This window comes from Pedobacter yonginensis (genome assembly GCF_003173595.1).
Taxonomy (GTDB): Bacteria; Bacteroidota; Bacteroidia; order Sphingobacteriales; family Sphingobacteriaceae; genus Pedobacter; species Pedobacter yonginense.
Genome location: NZ_QGNZ01000003.1, coordinates 140135 through 159446 on the forward strand (window position 1 = coordinate 140135; position 19312 = coordinate 159446).

15 protein-coding genes and 1 pseudogene are annotated in these 19312 nt (G+C 38.0%); 6 read left to right on the forward strand and 10 right to left on the reverse strand.

Going from position 1 to position 19312, the window contains the following annotated elements; genetic code table 11:
* The first annotated feature begins 8 nt into the window (after window positions 1-8).
* Window positions 9-878: a sugar phosphate isomerase/epimerase family protein gene (locus tag DHW03_RS12250; RefSeq protein WP_109926144.1), complete on the forward strand. Its 870-nt coding sequence runs from the start codon at window positions 9-11 to the stop codon at window positions 876-878.
* A 491-nt stretch (window positions 879-1369) separates the two neighbouring features.
* Here DHW03_RS12250 and DHW03_RS12255 read toward each other — a convergent pair whose 3' ends face one another.
* A complete protein-coding gene (locus tag DHW03_RS12255) occupies window positions 1370-3979 on the reverse strand; it encodes a lamin tail domain-containing protein (RefSeq protein WP_109926145.1) in 2610 nt (869 codons plus the stop codon).
* 48 nt (window positions 3980-4027) lie between these two features.
* Between DHW03_RS12255 and DHW03_RS12260 the strand changes: the two genes are divergently transcribed.
* From DHW03_RS12260 to DHW03_RS12280, 4 genes are all read left to right on the forward strand, one after another.
* Window positions 4028-5017, forward strand: coding sequence for an aspartate-semialdehyde dehydrogenase (locus tag DHW03_RS12260; protein WP_109926146.1), 990 nt, complete (start codon window positions 4028-4030; stop codon window positions 5015-5017).
* Window positions 5018-5098: 81 nt separating this feature from the next.
* Window positions 5099-6502 carry a D-alanyl-D-alanine carboxypeptidase/D-alanyl-D-alanine endopeptidase gene (gene dacB, locus DHW03_RS12265; protein WP_109926147.1) on the forward strand — a complete coding sequence of 468 codons (1404 nt, stop codon included), beginning with the start codon at window positions 5099-5101 and terminating at the stop codon, window positions 6500-6502.
* 347 nt (window positions 6503-6849) lie between these two features.
* The gene (eno, locus tag DHW03_RS12275) at window positions 6850-8145 is read left to right on the forward strand and encodes a phosphopyruvate hydratase (protein ID WP_109926149.1); all 1296 of its coding nucleotides are present in this window, start codon (window positions 6850-6852) and stop codon (window positions 8143-8145) included.
* Window positions 8146-8302: 157 nt separating this feature from the next.
* Window positions 8303-8602, forward strand: a complete 300-nt coding sequence (locus tag DHW03_RS12280; protein WP_109926150.1) for an FtsB family cell division protein — start codon at window positions 8303-8305, stop codon at window positions 8600-8602.
* Between the two features lie 110 nt (window positions 8603-8712).
* Here DHW03_RS12280 and DHW03_RS12285 read toward each other — a convergent pair whose 3' ends face one another.
* From DHW03_RS12285 to DHW03_RS12295, 3 genes are all read right to left on the reverse strand, one after another.
* Window positions 8713-9021 (reverse strand): nucleotidyltransferase domain-containing protein, encoded by a 309-nt coding sequence (locus DHW03_RS12285; protein WP_109926151.1) that lies wholly within the window; start codon window positions 9019-9021, stop codon window positions 8713-8715.
* A gap of 1 nt (window position 9022) precedes the next feature.
* Window positions 9023-9502: a nucleotidyltransferase substrate binding protein gene (locus tag DHW03_RS12290; RefSeq protein ID WP_109926152.1), complete on the reverse strand. Its 480-nt coding sequence runs from the start codon at window positions 9500-9502 to the stop codon at window positions 9023-9025.
* Between the two features lie 537 nt (window positions 9503-10039).
* A complete protein-coding gene (locus tag DHW03_RS12295) occupies window positions 10040-12124 on the reverse strand; it encodes a hypothetical protein (protein ID WP_109926153.1) in 2085 nt (694 codons plus the stop codon).
* 113 nt (window positions 12125-12237) lie between these two features.
* On the opposite strand from DHW03_RS12295, the gene DHW03_RS12300 reads away from it, so the two are divergent.
* Complete coding sequence (locus DHW03_RS12300) at window positions 12238-12972, forward strand: L,D-transpeptidase family protein (RefSeq protein WP_109926154.1); 735 nt, start codon at window positions 12238-12240, stop codon at window positions 12970-12972.
* Between the two features lie 109 nt (window positions 12973-13081).
* Here the strand turns inward: DHW03_RS12300 and fabG are convergent, their stop codons facing one another.
* From fabG to DHW03_RS12330, 6 genes and pseudogenes are all read right to left on the reverse strand, one after another.
* A complete protein-coding gene (fabG, locus tag DHW03_RS12305) occupies window positions 13082-13825 on the reverse strand; it encodes a 3-oxoacyl-[acyl-carrier-protein] reductase (RefSeq protein ID WP_109926155.1) in 744 nt (247 codons plus the stop codon).
* A 64-nt stretch (window positions 13826-13889) separates the two neighbouring features.
* Window positions 13890-14258 (reverse strand): VOC family protein, encoded by a 369-nt coding sequence (locus tag DHW03_RS12310; RefSeq protein ID WP_109926156.1) that lies wholly within the window; start codon window positions 14256-14258, stop codon window positions 13890-13892.
* Between the two features lie 11 nt (window positions 14259-14269).
* Window positions 14270-15346, reverse strand: coding sequence for an agmatine deiminase family protein (locus tag DHW03_RS12315; protein WP_109926157.1), 1077 nt, complete (start codon window positions 15344-15346; stop codon window positions 14270-14272).
* A 127-nt stretch (window positions 15347-15473) separates the two neighbouring features.
* Window positions 15474-15817, reverse strand: a pseudogene (locus tag DHW03_RS19680) (four helix bundle protein).
* A gap of 223 nt (window positions 15818-16040) precedes the next feature.
* Window positions 16041-16916 carry a carbon-nitrogen hydrolase gene (locus DHW03_RS12325; protein WP_109926158.1) on the reverse strand — a complete coding sequence of 292 codons (876 nt, stop codon included), beginning with the start codon at window positions 16914-16916 and terminating at the stop codon, window positions 16041-16043.
* 341 nt (window positions 16917-17257) lie between these two features.
* Window positions 17258-19225: an SPFH domain-containing protein gene (locus DHW03_RS12330; protein ID WP_109926159.1), complete on the reverse strand. Its 1968-nt coding sequence runs from the start codon at window positions 19223-19225 to the stop codon at window positions 17258-17260.
* Between the last annotated feature and the right edge of the window lie 87 nt (window positions 19226-19312).

Here is a 19312-nt window from a genome sequence, read left to right on the forward strand (position 1 = left end):
AGACCATCATGAACTCAAGAAGAACATTTATAAAAAACGTTGGATTGGTGGCAGGCGCTGCCTTAATTATCCCCTCATTAGCCTTTGATAAAGTAAATAAAAATGTTGGCTTACAGCTATATACGCTTCGAGACGAATTGCCGAAAGATGTAAGAGGTATAATCGAAAAAGTAGCAAAAGCAGGCTACAAGGAGGTAGAAACTTATGGCTACTCAAACGGAAAATTTTGGGGCCTAACGCCTAAAGAATTTAAAAATCTATTAAGCAGTAACGGACTAATGGCACCAAGTGGTCATTACGGGATGGATGATTTCATCAAAACCGGAAAAACGGATGCCCTAAAGGCAGACATTGAATCTTGTGCTGCAATAGGCGGTAAATATTTCACAATTGCTGGCGCGCATGTGGATACATCAAAAGGTGCAGATGGTTTTAAAAGTACAGCACTTGCATTTAACAAGGCTGCTGAGCTTGCAAAAGCATCAGGTTTAAAGTTTGCCTACCACAATCACGATTTCGAGTTTAAGAAAATTGGCGATACAACAGGATATAACGTGTACTTAAACGAAACCGATAAAAATTTGGTTGGCTTTGAGCTGGACTTGTATTGGGTAGTTCGCTCCGGAAACGATCCACTGAGTCTGATTTCTGCTCATCCTGGTCGTTTCCCGATGTGGCACGTTAAAGATATGGACAAAGCTAAACCCGAACTCAATACAGAAGTGGGAAAAGGTTCTATTGATTTCAAAGCCATTTTCGCAAGGGCTAAAGCATCAGGTTTGCAACACTTCTTTGTAGAACATGAAAACAACTATTACCCAAATCCAATAGGATCGATAGAATCTAGTTGCGACTACATCAAAACGAATTTGATTTAGGAATTCCCGAATACCAAGATGGTTAACTCAAACTTTGTGATATCGCCCTTACCCACCAAGGAAACACAGAAGATACAAAAGATTTGAGTTAACCAAAATCTGCGTTTCATCACCCTAATCTGCGGGAAAAAATATCGGACTTGTCTACCTCTCAAACACAGAAAACACAGAAAATTTCGGTTAACCAAAATCTGCGGTAAATCACCTTAATCTGCGGGAAAAAATATCGCACTTGTCTGCCAAGGAAACACAGAAGACACAGAAAATTTCAGTTAAACCTAATCTGCGGTAAATCACCTTAATCTGCGGGAAAAATATCGCAATTACTTGCCCCCACAATCACAGAAAACACAAAAAAGTTCGGTTAACCAAAATCTGCGTTAAATCACCTTAATCTGCGGGAAAAAATATGGCACTTGCCTGCCCCCCAAACACGGAAGACACAGAAAATTTCAGTTAACCAAAATCTGCGAAGAAAAAAAATCCCTATTTTAATTCAACTTTCCCGCCAAAACACATGTATTTCTATAATGCTTCACATTACCTTTCGGATTAAACACATCAAAAGAAATAACGTAAATCCCAATTGCACATACCTCCCCATGATCTCCCAAACCATCCCAAGTTAAGCTACCCTCGGTAGAAATGGTTTGATTTTTTAACAATCTCCTAACCAAATGCCCTTTATCAGAAAAAACGTTCACCGTAGCCACACAATCATGCTCCGCCATCTTATATTCAAGGCTCATTACATCTTCAAATCCATCACCATCGGGAGAAAAAGTTTTTGACAGGAGGTTTACGTAATTTTCGCCCCCACTAGCTTGTTGAGAATTTTTATACGTGGGTGTAGCATAACCAACAGTGGCAGCAGCCGACTTAAAATTATCTGGATTGTTTGCATCCACCTCGAAAGAAACCCTTTCAATGGATATTCCGTCATTATCTTGAATAAGGGGGTGATGAATTGCCGAAGTATAATTTAACTGATCTACAACCTGACCACGACTAAGTAAAATAACAGCTCCCTTATCATTGCCAAAGGCTGGCAAACTGGCAAGTTGAACAAATTGCGAGGGAAATTTGGTTTCATAGTTTTGCTTGATGTTAAGCGCATCTGTGGTTATAACCCAATACGTGTTAGGTGGAATAAATAAATTTTTGGTGGATATATTTTTAACGTTCGAAGGCTTGCCAGTAGCATCTGCATTGGCCAACTGCAAATCCCTCAAATCCAAAACATGATTGGTATGATTATAAATTTCAACGAAATCAGCGCCACCAAACCTTGGATTAAATAAAAGCTCCGAAATTAGAATGTCGCCCCTACCTATCCGTTTTGCCATAAACAACGTTGCCGAATTTTCTGTAGAACTGATGAAATTGCCCGCGCAATCAGTCACTTTTTGGATGGTTAAGTTATTTTCCACTCCTCTTGCCATTTCTTGTGCAAGTTTTAGTGTCACCGAGCTAAAGTTTGAAGATTCAATGGTGGCAAAAATTGGGTTTCCAATTGAATTATTTAGGGAATAATTGGAAAGCTGTACAGCTGTTAAGCTATCAACAGATTTGGAATAGTTAACTTGAATGGTCACGCTATCAATTACATGTGCACTTTGTAGCTTTGGAATTTCGGTACTGAGTTGAGCCTGATAAACAGCGTTCTGCCGACCAGGTGTTCCGCCCGACACATCAACAGAAGCATTCCAATTTTGTATGCCCTTGCAGATGTTCTTCGGATCGATCAACTCTAAGGAGTAGCCCCCCTTTTTCTTTTTATCATCTTTATACCAACGATCAGCGTACGAAACCTGATCTATTATTTTACCCTGCTCATTGCTTAAAGTCAAAACATCCTGATCATTATTTAAACTTGGCCAAAGAGATAAGCCAATGGTTTTCCCATACAATTTGAATAGCGGCTCATCCGCCTTTGCCGTTAAAATTACATGTTCGTTGGGTTTTATCGTATCAGTCAAGAAAGTGTGTGTAGAGCTTTGATCTGCATATTTCCAACCTTTCGTTAAAATATATTGGTTAGTTGTGTTCCAAAGTTCAATATATTCCTTTTGCGGTAGGCTGAGGTTTCCGGCCGGATTTGCAAATATTTCATTGATGACAACATCGCCATATTGAGCGAAGTAAGGTTTGATGTACGTAAAACTCAAACTACTATTTGGTGAAATCACATTTCCTTTTAAGTCCTTTAAATCAGTCGCCAACAGATTATAACTACCTGATATAAAATTATTGGAGAAAGTTAAACGATAAACATTTGATGAAGCTGTTGCGGAAACAAGCACAGGATTTCCATATCCATTCGACAAGGTATAATGATTTTTGTTTAATGCTGATGTTAAATCTAAAGGTTCAGAAAAAGTGACATCTACATTTAAGGCATCCACCACAGCAATGCTTTTAAGGTTCGGCGGCGTAACGTCAGGAACGAGATCTTCAATTTGAAAATCGTCAAAAATAAATTGATTATAACGACTTGCAGTAACATACCTACAATACACACCCGCAAATTCTGAAGAAGCCAAAGCATTATCAATAACCGTCCCTTCTAAATTGAAAACGTTGCCTCCTGTCACATCTGTAAGCAGCTCCCATTTACCAGAGGCATCTCTAGTTACCTTTACTTTCGCCATTATTAGGTTCGCATTCGGTCTGGCTTTCGGCGAACCAGTGATAATCCTTGTAATTGAGTTCCCTGTTTGCTTGTACAAATGAAAGCCATCTGTTGCGCCAGTCTCCCCAATTTGAACGAAATATCCATTTAAACTCCCTTTTAAATTCTCCTGATCAGAAGTGAGATATACACGAACGAAATTACTTGTAGTTGGGTCGAAATTAAGTTGCATAAAAAACTCCCAACTGGCATTTGAGCTTAAATTATTGACTGTAGATAGAGAAATCGTTTGCGAAGCAGCTTGTTGCCCGTTAGATTGCAGTTGTTTTTGAGCATTAATTTGAAAATAACTTACATCCCCTTTCCAAATGGGGTTTTGAGCGAAATCACCATCATAAAATGAATCGTAAACTTGCGAAAATGAAATTTTAGAAAATAACAATAGGGATATAAGCAGAATTTTCTTCATATTTGGGCTTATATCAAATGTTTATAAAAATAATAATTAAAATTTAAAATGAAAGTAGCAGTAGTTGGTGCAACCGGATTGGTAGGCACTGTAATGTTAAAAGTATTGGAGGAAAGAAATTTCCCTTTAACAGAGTTAATTCCCGTAGCATCAGAAAAGAGTGTTGGTAAGGAAATTACTTTTAAGGGTAAGAAGTTTCCAATCGTTAGCATGGATACTGCAATCGGGATGAGACCAGATATCGCCTTGTTTTCTGCCGGTGGAAATACTTCATTGGAGCATGCACCGCGTTTTAAAGAAGCTGGAACAACGGTTATCGACAATTCATCAGCTTGGAGAATGGATCCAGCCATTAAATTGATAGTGCCTGAAGTAAACGCTCATGAGCTTTCCATCGACAATAAAATAATTGCAAACCCGAACTGTTCTACCATCCAAATGGTTGTGGTTTTAAAGCCATTACACGATAAATACAAAATTAAACGTGTTGTGGTTTCTACATACCAATCGGTTACTGGAACGGGTGTTAAAGCGGTTGAACAATTAATGAACGAGCGTAAAGGCATTGATGGTCCAAAAGCATATCCATACGAAATTGATTTAAACGTACTACCACACATTGATGTTTTCATGGAAAATGGTTATACCAAAGAGGAAATGAAAATGGTTAAGGAAACGAATAAAATTATGAGCGATGACAATATTAAAGTTACCGCCACCACTGTTCGTATTCCGGTAATGGGTGGTCACTCAGAATCTGTTAACATTGAGTTTGAAAATGATTTCGATTTAGCCGAAGTACGCAGCATTTTAGAAAAATCGCCAGGCATTATCGTGGTTGATGATGTGGCCAATTTGAAATACCCAATGCCAAAAGATGCACACGAAAGAGACGAAGTTTTTGTAGGTCGAATTCGTAGAGATGAATCGGCACCAAAGGCCCTAAATCTGTGGATTGTGGCCGATAATTTACGCAAAGGTGCGGCTACAAATGCGGTTCAAATTGCCGAATATTTAATTCAAAAAGAGTTGGTATAAGTATTTATACCAGCAACTTTAGTTATAGAAAGTGATGTGTTTGTTACACATCACTTTTTTTATTTCATTTAATTTTACCCAATGAAATTTTTAAAACCCACCCTATTTTTGCTCTTCATTGCCCTGAATGGCTTTGCTCAAAACAGAATTCAAAATCTGGAAAAGGCATTTAACAATTTGCTTAATGATGAGCAAGCCAAACACGCCATTGCTTCACTTTGTGTATTAGATGCCAATACGGGAAAAACTTTATTTGCTAAAAACGAGCAAATTGGTTTGGCCACTGCCTCTACCCTAAAAACCATAACTGCGGCAACCGCTTTCAGTATGTTGGGTAAAGATTTTCAATTTCAAACCACTTTAGCTTATACAGGCAACATTAGTGCCGATGGCGTTTTAAAGGGAAACTTAATCATTATTGGCAGTGGCGACCCAACACTTGCATCGTGGAGATACCAGAATAAAGAAAATACGGTTTTAACACAGTGGGTTTCGGCAATCAAGGCTGCTGGTATTAAAAAGATTGAAGGTTCGGTTATCGGCGACGATCGTATTTTTGCTACACAGACCACTCCCGAGGGATGGGTTTGGCAAGATATTGGGAACTACTATGGCGCAGGAACCGCTGGCCTGGCTTGGCGTGAAAATCAGTTCGATATCCACTTACGACCCGGTTCGAGTACGGGTGAGGAAGCTAAGATTGTAAAAACTTCTCCAACTACCCCTTATCTACAGATTGTTAACGAATTGACAACGGGCGCATCTGGCACGGGCGATAGAAGTTATGCTTTTCTTCCGCCTTATAGTAATGTTGCATACTTGCGTGGTAGCTGGGGCATGGGTGTTGGAAAATCAGGTATTTCGGTGGCATTGCCCGATCCGGCCTTCGATTGTGCCTACCGATTACAAGATACTTTAAAAAGATTAGGCATTGAGGCCAATGAAGCAACAACCACACGATTGATGGCCATAAACAAGCAAGCAATACCTACTGCAACCCAAAAAATAAGCACCATTACTTCGCCAACTTTAAGCGAGATTGCCTACTGGTTTTTAAAGAAGAGCATCAACTTATATGGCGAAACTTTACTGAAAACGATTGCCTTAAAAGCTGGCAAACCAGCATCAACAGCAAAAGGTGCTGAAACAGCAATTAACTTTTGGGCAGGCAAGGGCATTGATAAAAGTGCCTTAAATATTATTGATGGCAGCGGATTATCGCCCGGCAATCGGATTACCACTTCGGCAATGGCTAATGTATTGTTTCAAGCCCAAAAGGAAAATTGGTTTGCCGATTATTATAAGGCCTTCCCCGAGTATAACGGCATGAAAATTAAAAGCGGAACCATTAATGATGTTTCTGCATTTGCTGGTTACCATACCGACTCGGCTGGGAATAAATACATTATTGTAATAAACATTAATAACTACAGCGGTAACGGTATTAACAAAAAACTATTCAAAGTTTTGGATGAACTGAAATAATAAATAAAATCCAGAAAGAATAATATTGCTTTTTAGTGGTAAAATCGGGTTTTTGTATTTTGCATTAACCCGAGTTTTCCAAACCCGATTGTAGTGTAAACCAAAAGCTTTTTCTGCTTTTGTTGCAACGAAAAGCGGGACTGATTTAACCGATGCAACACTGCAATTGCTTTTCCAAAAAAAGAGATTTCAAATCCACTTGGAAAGTTTAAAGGCAGGAATAACGATCGTAACATTAAGCCTATTATCTCTTTATTTATTTAAAAAATATACTAACTTTGGTGTTGAGCTAAGTAATTGTACTTTATACACTAAGCAGATAAAAAAATCACAAAAATCAAATAGAAATGAGCATAATTGTTAATGTCCATGCCAGACAAATTCTCGATTCGAGAGGCAATCCAACACTAGAAGTAGAAGTAGTAACAGAAGCAGGCGCTTTCGGGCGTGCAGCGGTACCAAGTGGTGCATCTACTGGCCAACACGAGGCTGTTGAATTACGCGATGGAGATAAATCTACATATTTAGGTAAAGGCGTTTTAAAAGCTGTAGAAAATGTAAATACCAAAATTGCTGATGCATTGAGAGGTATAGATGTTTTCGAACAAAATACAATTGATAAAATGATGTTAGACCTTGATGCTACCGAAAACAAAGGTAATTTGGGTGCTAATGCCATTTTAGGCGTTTCTTTAGCGGCAGCAAAAGCAGCAGCAGATGAAATTGGCCAACCCTTATATCGTTACATTGGTGGTGTAAATGCTAATACTTTACCTATTCCAATGATGAACATTATCAATGGTGGTTCTCACTCTGATGCCCCTATTGCTTTCCAAGAATTTATGATTATGCCAGTGGGTGCTCCAACTTTTTCTGAAGCATTGCGTTGGGGAACTGAAGTTTTCCACACTTTAAAAGGCATTCTTCACGATAGAGGTTTAACTACAACTGTTGGTGATGAAGGTGGTTTTGCCCCTACTTTTGATGGTACGGAAGATGCAATTGAAACGGTATTAAAAGCCATTGAAAAAGCAGGTTACAAACCAGGTGCCGACATTTATTTGGCTTTGGATTGCGCTTCATCTGAATTTTACAAAGACGGAAAATACGATTATACCAAATTTGAAGGCAGTAAAGGTGCCATTCGTACTAGCGAAGAACAAGCTCAATATTTAGCTGATTTATCTGTGAAATACCCAATTATTTCGATTGAGGATGGTATGGATGAGAACGATTGGACAGGCTGGAAAGCATTAACTGATAAAATTGGCGACCGTGTACAATTGGTTGGCGATGATTTATTTGTAACCAATGTAACGCGTTTACAACGTGGTATTGACGAGGAAACAGCCAATTCGATTTTAGTAAAAGTTAATCAAATTGGTTCTTTAACTGAAACCATTAACGCAGTTACTTTAGCACAAACAAATGGCTATACATCGGTAATGAGTCACCGTTCTGGCGAAACTGAGGATGTTACCATTGCAGATTTAGCTGTTGCTTTAAATTGCGGACAAATTAAAACAGGTTCTGCTTCACGTTCTGATAGAATTGCAAAATACAACCAATTATTACGTATCGAAGAAGAATTGGGTGAAACTGCTCGTTTTATCGGAAAAAGCTTTAAATACGCAAAAAAATAATTTACCCGTAGTTTAAGCTATCGGCATTAAATTGTTAAGAAGTTGAAAAACTTATTTGTAGAACATCCGGAGATTTTAAATCTTCGGATGTTTTTATTTTAATACTATATTTGTTCGATTGATTTGGGAGCCTTATCCCTCAACCTCATAACATCATATGAAACGTTTAATAGACCTTTTCCGCAACAAATATTTCATTGCAACGGTTGCTTTTGCCCTATGGATGCTGTTTTTCGATAAAAATGATATGATGTCGCAGTACGAATACCGGAGTCAGGCGAATAAATTGCAGGAGGAAAAGGAATATTTCGAAAAGGAAACCGCTCAGGTTAAAAAAGATTTAAACGAACTGAACACTAACCTTAACACGGCCGAAAAGTTTGCTCGTGAAAAATACTTCATGAAAAAAGATAATGAAGATGTTTTTGTAATCATCCACGAAGAAAAGAAGGATTAGTTAGTTTAAACTCCTATCTAAATTCATCAAGATTAAATTACAACTCCCCATTTCGCCTTCTTAAAAACCACTCCGTACTCAATAAAATCAAAATCAAACCAAAAAGCCATTTAACTTTCCTTCTTATAAATTGTTTTCCCAACTCTATTAATATGTTCCACTAAATCAATATTGGCAATTGATTTATATAGAGAAACATCAAATTTGTAGGGTAATAATAAATCATCAAGTTCAATTTCTATTTTTTGTTGTAAACTAAAATTTATGTTATCGCCTAAAAAGGTAATATCTATATCTGAATACGGTTTTTGAGTTCCTTTGGCTCTCGAACCATAAAGTATAACTTCATCAATTTCTTTATGACTCGCAAAGACTTTTACTATTTGTTCAAATTGCAATACTGATAATCCGTAATTCATTTTACAATTGCTTTTGTTGTTCACCACTTCTTTTCTCTTCCATCTTTATTTTAAATGCTAAAAAGAGAGGAAAGTAATTTTCTATTATTTTTCGATAAATTTCGTTGGCTGTTGATTCATTGTATGTATGAGTAGTTTTATTTCTGCTTTGTATCATATCCATCCAAACTTCTCCATTTTCAATAATTTTTAACTGCAGTGCTTCTCTAGTTGCATCTCTCGAACCACCTACCAAATTATTCCCTTGATATTCCGCATAATCCTTCATCACATTCCAAGCCAGTTCGTGAGTATATTCAAATCGTTGAATTAAACCCTCTTTGATCATTTCGTCTAACACATATCCTAAATCTTCGGAGTCCATTTTGTCCTCTTCGTGCTCTATAAAATTATGCTTAATATAAGCAATTGCCTGCTCTAATTTAAGCAACGCTTTATTATAGTTAAAAAACCTTTGATGCCATCTAATATCTTGTTCCATTCTATTTATTTTTTATTTGGTGAAAGTCTTGTGTTACTTTATTTTCTTCTGCGGAAACTGCAAAGTCTTTATCGTTCAATGAAGAAAGATTTACATACAATTGGTTTTTGTCTAAAAACTCAACCAAATGCTTTTTTTTGTTCTTCTAAAGCCAATGCTTTAAATTCTTCAATGTGTTCTTCTTGCTTTTGTAAGTCCACATTGTAGTTAAGAAAAGATTTTGCTTTCATCTCTTCCCAAATTTTCAAAACTGCTTTAGTGTCTTTAGCTGATTCAATTTGCTCAATAAAGGTTTGATTGTATTTTTTAAGTTCTAAGTAAATAAATTCACCGTTTTTGTTTTGTTCGACTACCTTTTTAATTCTTTCAATAGTTATTGCTTCAACGTAGTCAAGTTGTTCTCAGATTATAAAAGCTCTTATAGGCACCGCCGTAGTGCCGAATTTATTTTCAGCATCTAAAGGCAAGTTATGAACTCAATCGCCGATTCGTGCCAACAATCAATTTCTCTAGCCATCTAAATTCATCAAGATTAAGTTACAACTCCCCATTTCGCTTTCTTAAAAACCACTCCGTACTCAATAAAATCAAAATCAAACCAAAAAGCCATTTTATGTTGATGAGCTCGTCGTACCTACGGTCTTCGTAGCTAATGGTTTTAATATTCTCGTTTTTAAGAATTTCATCTGCAATCTTCAACAAATCTGCTGGCATAAACATTTTCCCATTGCTTTGCTTAGAAATTGTGTTGAGCAATTGATGGTTTGCCGTGGTTTGCTGGTATTCGGTAATTAAAGCATTTACATAAAAACTTCCCGATGCAGTAAACTTTTTCCCACCTAATGAGGTACTGGCAACATAATTATAATTTCCTGCTGGCATCGTTCCGGCATCAAGCTGATAACCTTTTTCGGTTTTTGAGAAAATATAATTGAAGATTTTACCAGACTCGTTTTTGACTTGCAGATTCACCTCTGCTTCATTTACAGGCTCGTAACTTTCGTTATAAAGTGTGCCATTAAACTGAATGGTTTCATTCTCATCATATGCCGATTTGGAAGTAAATACCTTAAACCTTCTTTTGTCGTCTTTTACAGAAAGGTATTGAACGGTTTTAGAAATCAAATCAATCAGTGTGGATTGTTCCCCCTCCTGCTGTGCTTCAGATAATTTCCACCGCCATAAACCTTCCCCCATCAAGTAACCCGCTTTTAGGCCATTATCATTCGTAAAAAACAGCAATGGTTGTTGTGTGCTTACTTTACCTATCCGCTGATTTAATACCGATGTAGTACTTGCGTTAAGCGTTAAACGACCAAAGGGAGAAAGCAATGGATCATAAATAGAAAACTGCTTTTTATCTTGTTCGGATAGGTTAAAGCTCGTAAAGTCATTTGCAACATCTGGAAAAACTTCTTGAATCGAGCCATTTGCAGCACCCAAATTAACCTGATTTTGGATTTGGTTAAAAGCATTAACATTGGATTGAGCACCAACAATATACCAGATTGGTTTTTTTAAACCACTCATCTTACGCAGAAAACCTGAAGAAATGTTTTGTACATCAGGCACTTGATAAAGAACAACTAAATCGAATTTAGTTGGATCTGCCGCATCTAATTCGTCACCAAGTGCCAGTTTAGCTTCATAGTGTTTATTTTGCGATATGGCTTCTTTAAGCACGGATAAATCAGGGTGAGGCCCCGCCGAGGCGAGCAATACATTTTGTCTGCCATCTATCACCTCAATATAAAATGTTTGTACGTTATTTTTGGTGGTAATTTCGTTTTTAAGCGCCGCTATTTGAATGGTACATTTTTGTATCCCAACTTTTCCGGCATGCAATTTTATCGGAATGGTTTTTAGAAACGAATTTGAGTTGACGTTGATGTTTTGCTGCCCAACTTTGACCCCGTTTTGATTAACCGTCAGGATTGTGTTTTCTCCCCCACTTTGAAAGGCCTGAACTTGAACTTCTATCGTAAAATCATCATCTAGGTAAACAATATTATTGTAATTGATATTCGAAATCAACACATCTCTTTTCGGAATGCTATCGCCCAAAGCAATACTATAAACAGGTGCATTAATTTGCTCAATGTTATAAAGCGGGTTTCCCCCGTGATTGAAAATACCATCTGTAGCCAACACAACTGCGCCTATATTCCTATTGGTATATTCATCTCTAACCTTTTGAAAAAAAGCAGAGGCATCGGTGAATTTTCCTTGGTTCTTAAAATCGAATCCATCATTTACTGCATCTCCAAAATGATAGGTTTTCACCTCGTATCGGTCAGATAACTTATCCACTAAAACCTTTAAATTTCGTTCGTACAATTTCTGATCAAAGCCCAACGCTTTTACCTGCCCTACCGAAAGAGAATTGTCTTGCCCTAGTATGATGATGGGTTTATCAGGGGTATAGTTTAATGTTTTAATTAAGGGGGCAAACAATAACCAAGCGATTGCGGTAACGGCAATTATTCTGATTGCAGTTAGGCCATAAAGTAATTTCCGCTCAATATTTTTATTTCTTCGGTAAAGCAACCATGCATATAAAATACCTAGCGCTAGGCAACCCAGAAAATATAAAATAGAAGCATCAGCAAAAAAGCCTTTCATATTTTATAAAGATGCTAATTTTGTTAATAATCGCAAAGCGGGTAGAAATTTTCCCTTCGGGAAGATTGGCCCTTTAAGCGGTAATTTATTTAGCTTTACACAAACCAAATTGTATGAAATTTACCTTTTTAATGTTACTTCTATGCCTAAGTTTTATGGTTAATGCACAAAATAACTTTAAAGAAACCCAAATTAAATTTGAAAGAGTAGAAAAAGCCTACAATGAGAAATGGGAAGATTTAGCAAAATTTGTGCATACGGGTGGTTTTGGCAACGATTTTTCCATGTTGATTAATGCCTACAAAACAGAGGGAAAACTTGAAGTTTGGTTAAAAGCAAAATCGGCTAAACTATATTCGTTATTTCGCACCTACGATTTCTGCGCCCATTCTGGCACCCTCGGCCCAAAAGTTATTGAGGGCGATGGGCAAACTCCCGAAGGATTTTATTACATTAATGTTTTCAACCCGATGAGCAGCTATCATTTATCTCTTGGTTTAAACTACCCAAATACAGTAGATTATGCCAGAACCGGAAAAGATAGGAAGACTGGTTCAGACATTTACATTCATGGAGATTGCGTAACCGTAGGCTGCATTCCACTTACTGATGAAAAAATTAAAGAGCTGTATATTTTAGCCGTAGAAGCCAGAAATTCTGGGCAGGAAAAAATTCCAGTTCATATTTATCCATTCAAAATGACAAATGCAAATTTAAACAAGTATGCCATTAATTTTCCTGCTCAACTGAGTTTTTGGAAGACTTTGCAGTTGGGCTATTTTGCCTTTGAAAAAAGCAAAACAATGCCAAACATTGAAGAAGTTGATGGGAAGTATAGTGTTAGATAAATGCAGTTAGTCGAGATTTGTAATCTACATCAAGCATGGATTGAAATCCCATTTACAAAAAAAGGTGGAAAGGAACCTTCCACCTTCAATTACATATAATCCTTTTATTTTAAAGCATTCCGCCACAAACCGATAGGGTTTGGCCTGTGACATAGGCGCTCATATCAGATGCAAGAAAAACGCAAACATTAGCAATATCTTCAGTTTCGCCTGCCCGTTTAAGTGGAATATCTTTTTCCCAGCCCGCAACAACCGCAGGATCTAAAACCTCCGTCATTTCGGTACGTATAAAACCTGGCGCAACAACGTTAGCACGTATATTCCTCGAACCCAATTCTTTAGCTACAGATTTCGTGAAACCAATAATACCGGCTTTTGATGCCGCGTAATTGGCTTGTCCTGCGTTACCCGTAACACCAACCACCGAACTCATGTTGATGAAAACCCCTTTACGCGCTTTCATCATTACTTTTGAGGCAGCCTTAGTTACATTGAAAATCGATTTCAGGTTGATGTTGATTACATCATCCCAGTTTTCTTCACTCATACGCATAAGCAAACCGTCTTTGGTGATTCCTGCGTTATTTACAACGATATCAATTGTTCCGAATTCGGACACAATGTCGTTGATTAACTGTTCGGCCTGATCAAACTTAGATGCATCAGAACGATAACCCTTAACTTTCGTTCCAAAGCCTTGCAACTCCTGCTCTAATGCTTCACCCTTTTCTACTGATGACAAATACGTAAACGCCACGTTCGCACCTTGCTCGGCAAATTTTTCAGCTATTTTACGACCAATACCTTTCGATGCGCCTGTAATTAATGCCGTTTTTCCTTCTAATAATTTCATTATGAAATGTTGTAAAGTTGAAATATTTTAATGTTGTAAAGTTATAATTTAAAGCAATAAAAGATTACGCCTTTTTCTGACTAAGCTGAAAAATGTTTCCTTCAACATCCTCTCCATCACAAAAAATAAAATCTATGCCATCGAAAGACTTAACATCTTTCATTTTAACGCTTTTTTCTACAAGTCTTTTTCTAAAACTTACCAAATCATCATCGATACTAAAGACCAATTTTGTATTACTTTCTACCCTAAACGGCTCCTCATTTCTATAAGGTTCACCAATTCTATGAAAAGCAATCTCCATTCCACCTGCATCAAATACCAACCACTCCCCTTCTATTTCTTCAACTACAGGGAAGTTAAATATCGATTGATAAAATCCTTTTAATGCTTCAATATTATTACCAAATAAAATGATTCTGCTTAGTTTCATCAAAAAATCAATTATACCGCTGGCTCCTGCTGACTCAAGCAATGAAAACTACCCAAACCCCAAATCAAATCTACAGAGTTAACCCCAACAACCTTTCTATCGGGGAAGCAAGATTGAATAATATCCAAGGCCTTTTGATCGTTTACGTCATCAAAAACAGGAACAACTACAGCCGAATTTGCAATATAGAAATTAGCATAGGATGCTGGTAATCGAGTATCCTCATAAATCACCGGTGATGGCATAGGCAGTTCCACAATCTTCAAAGCGCGCCCATCCTTTAATTTCATGGCTTTTAAGGCTTCCAGATTTTCTTGAAGGAGTAAGTAGTTTTCATCCAGCGGATTGCTTTCCACAACCGTTAAAACGGTATCCTCGTTCACAAAACGAGTAATATCATCAATATGCCCATCGGTATCATCTCCAACAATGCCATCTCCCAACCACAAAACCTGGTCTTGTCCGTAATATTCAAGTAAATACCGCTCAATTTCGGCTTTGTTCAGATGTGGGTTTCTATTCTCATTCAATAAGCAAGCTGTTGTGGTCAAAATCGTTCCAGCACCATTAAATTCAACTGAACCGCCCTCCATTACTAAATCTGGAGCAAATAAGGGCAAATTGAAATGATTAGCAATTTTTGTTGGAACAACATCATCCAAATCAAACGGAGGATATTTTCCGCCCCAAGCGTTGTAACCCCAATCTACAACAGCCTTTTCATTGCCCTTAAGCAAAAATGCAGGCCCGTGATCGCGACACCAAGCATCATTAGTTTCGTTGAAATAGAACTCAACCTGAGTCAAATCAGCACCTACTTTTGTTAATTCTGATACCGCAAAAGCCTGCATTTCCTCATCCTTAACGTTGATGCGTACTTTTTCACCCTCGGCAACTATCTTAATAAATTCACTGTAAGGTTTGTAAATCTTATCAATTTTCCCAGGCCAGGAGGCTTCCTTATGCGGCCAACTTAACCAAGTGGCTTCATGTTTAATCCATTCAGCTGGGAAAGAAAATCCCTGTTCTTTTGGCGAATAATCAAATGGATTGATATTTAAATCTTTTCTTGGAGGAAATTGTGACATATATAATTTTACTAGTCCGGAAGTCGGTTAATCGAGCTCCGAAGGTATTTTTTTATTAGTCCGAAGTCAGTTGTTTGAAGTCGGATCTTATTGTTTATTATTCAGAAAGTGGAAATTTTTGGCTTTGTTACTGCAATGATTTAATCAGAGCTGAAATCATGATAAGGATTTCTTCGCAAGACTGATAATGTTTGTTAAAAATCACATCATCAATATAACCTCGTCTCATTGCTAATTGCAAACAATTCACAACTTCCACATCCGATCTCAAAGCATGACGCAAAAACTTTTAAATTCCGGGTTACTCTGTCCTGTACTGCCTTCAGCAATATTCATTGAAATAGAGTCAGCAGCACGTTTAACTTGAGAGGTCAAAAAAACATAAACTTCATCTTTCGGAAAGGTTTTGGTTATCCTATTGATCTCATCAGCTAAATCTAAAGCCTTTTGCCAACCTTTAGTTTCTCGAATTTAAAAGCCATACTCTGTAATCTAATTTGGAAGCGTATATTTCTAATCTATACTGAATAGAAACCAAATTAAACACTTTTTAATACCCAAAACAAATCAACTTCAGTTTTTGAACTGTAAACTTCAACTCCAAACTTCAAACTTGGACTTCGGACACCCAACTCCCGACTTCGGACTTCCAACTCCAGACTCAAGACTCCGGACTTCCCCACCCACCTAACCTTTAATCGTTATCGATATATCTTTTGGTAATTGGCTGGTAAGAATCAATTCTACGATCTCTTAAAAACGGCCAATGCTTGCGCATAAAGTCGCTTTGATCTAAATCCAACTCCACAACCTCAGTTTCCTCTTTATCATGAGAGGCCAAATAAAGCAATTTACCTTGGGCATTAGTTGCGAAGCTTCCCCCCCAAAATTTCATGGTACCATCTTGCTCAAAACCAACACGATTTACACTTACTACAGGCACGCCATTGGCTACTGAATGCGAGCGTTGAATGGTTTGCCAAGCATTGTATTGATCTTGGTTGGTTTCCTCGTCTTGATCTGTTGCCCAACCAATTGCAGTTGGATAAAACATAATATCAGCGCCCATTAAAGCCGTTATGCGTGATGCTTCAGGATACCATTGATCCCAACAAATTAAGATGCCAATTTTTGCAAATTTTGTATCGAAAACCTTGTAGCCCAAATCACCAGGTGTGAAATAAAATTTCTCGTAAAAAGCGGGGTCGTCCGGAATGTGCATTTTGCGATACTTACCTAAATAAGAACCATCAGCATCTAAAACCGCTGTTGTATTGTGGTATAAGCCCTCCGCCCGTTTTTCAAACAAGGAAGCAATAATTACAACACCCAGTTCTTTCGCCACTTCCTGCAAAGCATCAGTTGATGGACCAGGAATTTTTTCAGCTAAATCGAAATTATCATAATCTTCAACATCGCAGAAATATAACGAAGTAAAAAGCTCCTGCAAGCACACAATTTGAGCACCTTTCGCAGCTGCCTCTCTCACTTTTACAATCGCTTTATCTAAATTTTCCTGCTTGTTTTTGGTACAAGTCATTTGTACGAGGCCAACTTTTACTTTCTTCATGTTTTTAAATCATTGATCTATTGAATGTCATCTCCCCCAAAGTATTGAGATCATGGAAAATACACCCATTAAAAATTAATGTGCAAAGTTACTATTTTGTTTAAAAGTAGAACGGCATAATTATGTAATTGTTTTTTAGAAAAGCAAAGTCATAAGCTCGCTTTATGGCCTTCGGGCTATCCGTTATAGCTCTTGCTAACCCTGCACTGCCTTTCCCATTCGGCAAGAGGCTGCCACTGCTATCCCGTTTATTGAAAGGAAAATTGTGCTGCTATTTGGGGCTGCAATTGTATAAAAGAAAAGACCCCAAATGTTCGGGGTCTTTCTCTATTCAAATTGATTTACGGATTGATGTTATCCTTTTTGGGTTTGGGTTTTGTCTCCACAATTTCCGCAACTGCAACCACTTCTTTACGCTGTTGGGGGTCCATAAGTTCCATCAATTTTAAACCCAGCAAACCATCCATGGCCGAGCCACCGTTTTGCGAGCCATTACCTCCTATCAAAACATCAGGAATTAGCTTAACATTACCTTTTGATAATTCTTCGGTAATTTTATATCGGGTAAAGTTTTCGCCACCTAAAGCCTTAACAGCCAATTCGTAAGCTTCAGCTGTAGATTTACCTACGGCCAAAATTTTACCAGCTTCTGCGCTACCTGTTAACGAAATTTGCTCTGCCTCTGCTGAGGCTCTTAATTTAATTGCTTCAGAATCGGCCTGTGCCCTCGCTTTGGTTGCCTCGGCTTCTCCATGGGCTCTCATTTTCGTGGCTTCCGCTTCAGCACCCACAGCTAGTTTAACACCCGCTGCATCACCTTCCGATTTTTTAACCGTAGCACTAGCCGTGCGTTCGGCAATTTCAACACTTTGTTGTGCCTTAACAATATCTTTCTGCATATCTGCAATAGCAGTTTCCTTCTCCATCCCCTGACGCGTTTCTTGCGCCTGTTTTTGGGTTTCGTAAGTAACCTTTTGCTCTTCCGCAATTTTACGGTCGGTTAAAGTTTTCATTAACGATTCTGGTGGAACAATATCCCCAATCAAGGTATCCACTGCATTTACGTTATACTCGTCAAGCACTTTTCTGATATGCTCTTTTGCAGATTCCTGACGTTCTTTACGGGTGCTTAAAAAAGCAATTACATCGCTACCCTGCGCCGAGTTGCGGAAATAGTTACCAATTGTAGGCTCTAAAACCTGCGAAACGAGGTTGACCATATTACCAAAACGAGCAATTACTTTTGGTGCTTCTGTTGTTGGCACGTGAATGATTTGTGCAACATCCAAATTGAAAGGGAAACCATCTCTGGAACGCACCGTAATGGTTGATAAGTTTTTATCCAAATTATGTGCTTCACTTCGGGCAGATGCCCAGTTCAAAACCAAATTGGTTGTAGGCACCAATTCTACCTTCATAATGTATTTGTTAATAGGGTACTTTCCAGGGCCGAGCGGTTCCAACCAAACCCCTTTTGAACCTTTTGCCACAATGTTACCATGTTTAAAATCTGCACCAGTTAAGTCGTTCCCATCCGTACCAATAAACGAGATTACCACCCCTACATAACCAATTGCAATTTCAGTCATTGGGATTTCTTCTAACTGTATGGCCCAAGGATTCAAGTTGTAAGAACCTGCTAAAATTACCTGAGGTTGCAAACCACGATTACCACCTTGTTTGATAAAGGCATCAAAATCCTGAAAGTTATTGTGCCCTTCTACCATTTTCCCTGCAATTTGATTGGCCTCAATGGGCAAACCATCTAAAGTGGTTACAATACCAACCATACTTTCTTGAATGCGAATCATATCCGTAACAGAAACCTGAAAAAGCATGGTATTGATCCGGTAAGAGCCCGATGTGATGTAGGAGGTTTGCCTACCCCGCTGACCGCCATTTTCAAGAAACTTTACTGCATCCTGAAAGTTATCACACTCTACCCTTTGACCCAAGATGTTTCCCGTTGGTATTTCAGAACCATCTTTGGCCATAATTAATCCAATTTTTCCCTCTGGGATAATGGTAAATTGTTCCATGGTAACACTGTATTGCCAAAACCACATCCCAAAATATAAGCCTGGCGCTAAGGTTTTGCCTTGAAAACCCGCTTCGCCCTTTATGGCGATAATTCTGCCATCCGGCAATTCCTTTGCTGAACCAAAGAGCACAAATTTTTTGGTAATTAAGCCGATTCTATCCTCTGGCACAATCACCATCCCAAACAGGAAGCGTAAAATATATTTGTATAAAACAATGCACATCAGTGCCACCAAAACCCACCAGTAATTAGAAATGAGCGTTTCCATAATATTAAGTATTTTCTATTTTTTTAGGCCTAATAAACCATTTATTAAGCACCATATTGATAGCAAATTAAATGCTTTGTTACGAGA

What these genes read in the sequence shown, in the direction of transcription:
- DHW03_RS12310 (WP_109926156.1), bottom strand. Translation starts at nt 14,258, where the DNA reads ATGAAACTAAGCAGAATCATTTTATTTGGTAATAATATTGAAGCATTA.
- DHW03_RS12315 (WP_109926157.1), bottom strand. Translation starts at nt 15,346, where the DNA reads ATGTCACAATTTCCTCCAAGAAAAGATTTAAATATCAATCCATTTGAT.
- DHW03_RS12280 (WP_109926150.1), top strand. Translation starts at nt 8,303, where the DNA reads ATGAAACGTTTAATAGACCTTTTCCGCAACAAATATTTCATTGCAACG.
- fabG (WP_109926155.1), bottom strand. Translation starts at nt 13,825, where the DNA reads ATGAAATTATTAGAAGGAAAAACGGCATTAATTACAGGCGCATCGAAA.
- eno (WP_109926149.1), top strand. Translation starts at nt 6,850, where the DNA reads ATGAGCATAATTGTTAATGTCCATGCCAGACAAATTCTCGATTCGAGA.
- DHW03_RS12300 (WP_109926154.1), top strand. Translation starts at nt 12,238, where the DNA reads ATGAAATTTACCTTTTTAATGTTACTTCTATGCCTAAGTTTTATGGTT.
- DHW03_RS12255 (WP_109926145.1), bottom strand. Translation starts at nt 3,979, where the DNA reads ATGAAGAAAATTCTGCTTATATCCCTATTGTTATTTTCTAAAATTTCA.
- DHW03_RS12250 (WP_109926144.1), top strand. Translation starts at nt 9, where the DNA reads ATGAACTCAAGAAGAACATTTATAAAAAACGTTGGATTGGTGGCAGGC.
- DHW03_RS12325 (WP_109926158.1), bottom strand. Translation starts at nt 16,916, where the DNA reads ATGAAGAAAGTAAAAGTTGGCCTCGTACAAATGACTTGTACCAAAAAC.
- DHW03_RS12295 (WP_109926153.1), bottom strand. Translation starts at nt 12,124, where the DNA reads ATGAAAGGCTTTTTTGCTGATGCTTCTATTTTATATTTTCTGGGTTGC.
- DHW03_RS12330 (WP_109926159.1), bottom strand. Translation starts at nt 19,225, where the DNA reads ATGGAAACGCTCATTTCTAATTACTGGTGGGTTTTGGTGGCACTGATG.
- dacB (WP_109926147.1), top strand. Translation starts at nt 5,099, where the DNA reads ATGAAATTTTTAAAACCCACCCTATTTTTGCTCTTCATTGCCCTGAAT.
- DHW03_RS12260 (WP_109926146.1), top strand. Translation starts at nt 4,028, where the DNA reads ATGAAAGTAGCAGTAGTTGGTGCAACCGGATTGGTAGGCACTGTAATG.
- DHW03_RS12285 (WP_109926151.1), bottom strand. Translation starts at nt 9,021, where the DNA reads ATGAATTACGGATTATCAGTATTGCAATTTGAACAAATAGTAAAAGTC.
- DHW03_RS12290 (WP_109926152.1), bottom strand. Translation starts at nt 9,502, where the DNA reads ATGGAACAAGATATTAGATGGCATCAAAGGTTTTTTAACTATAATAAA.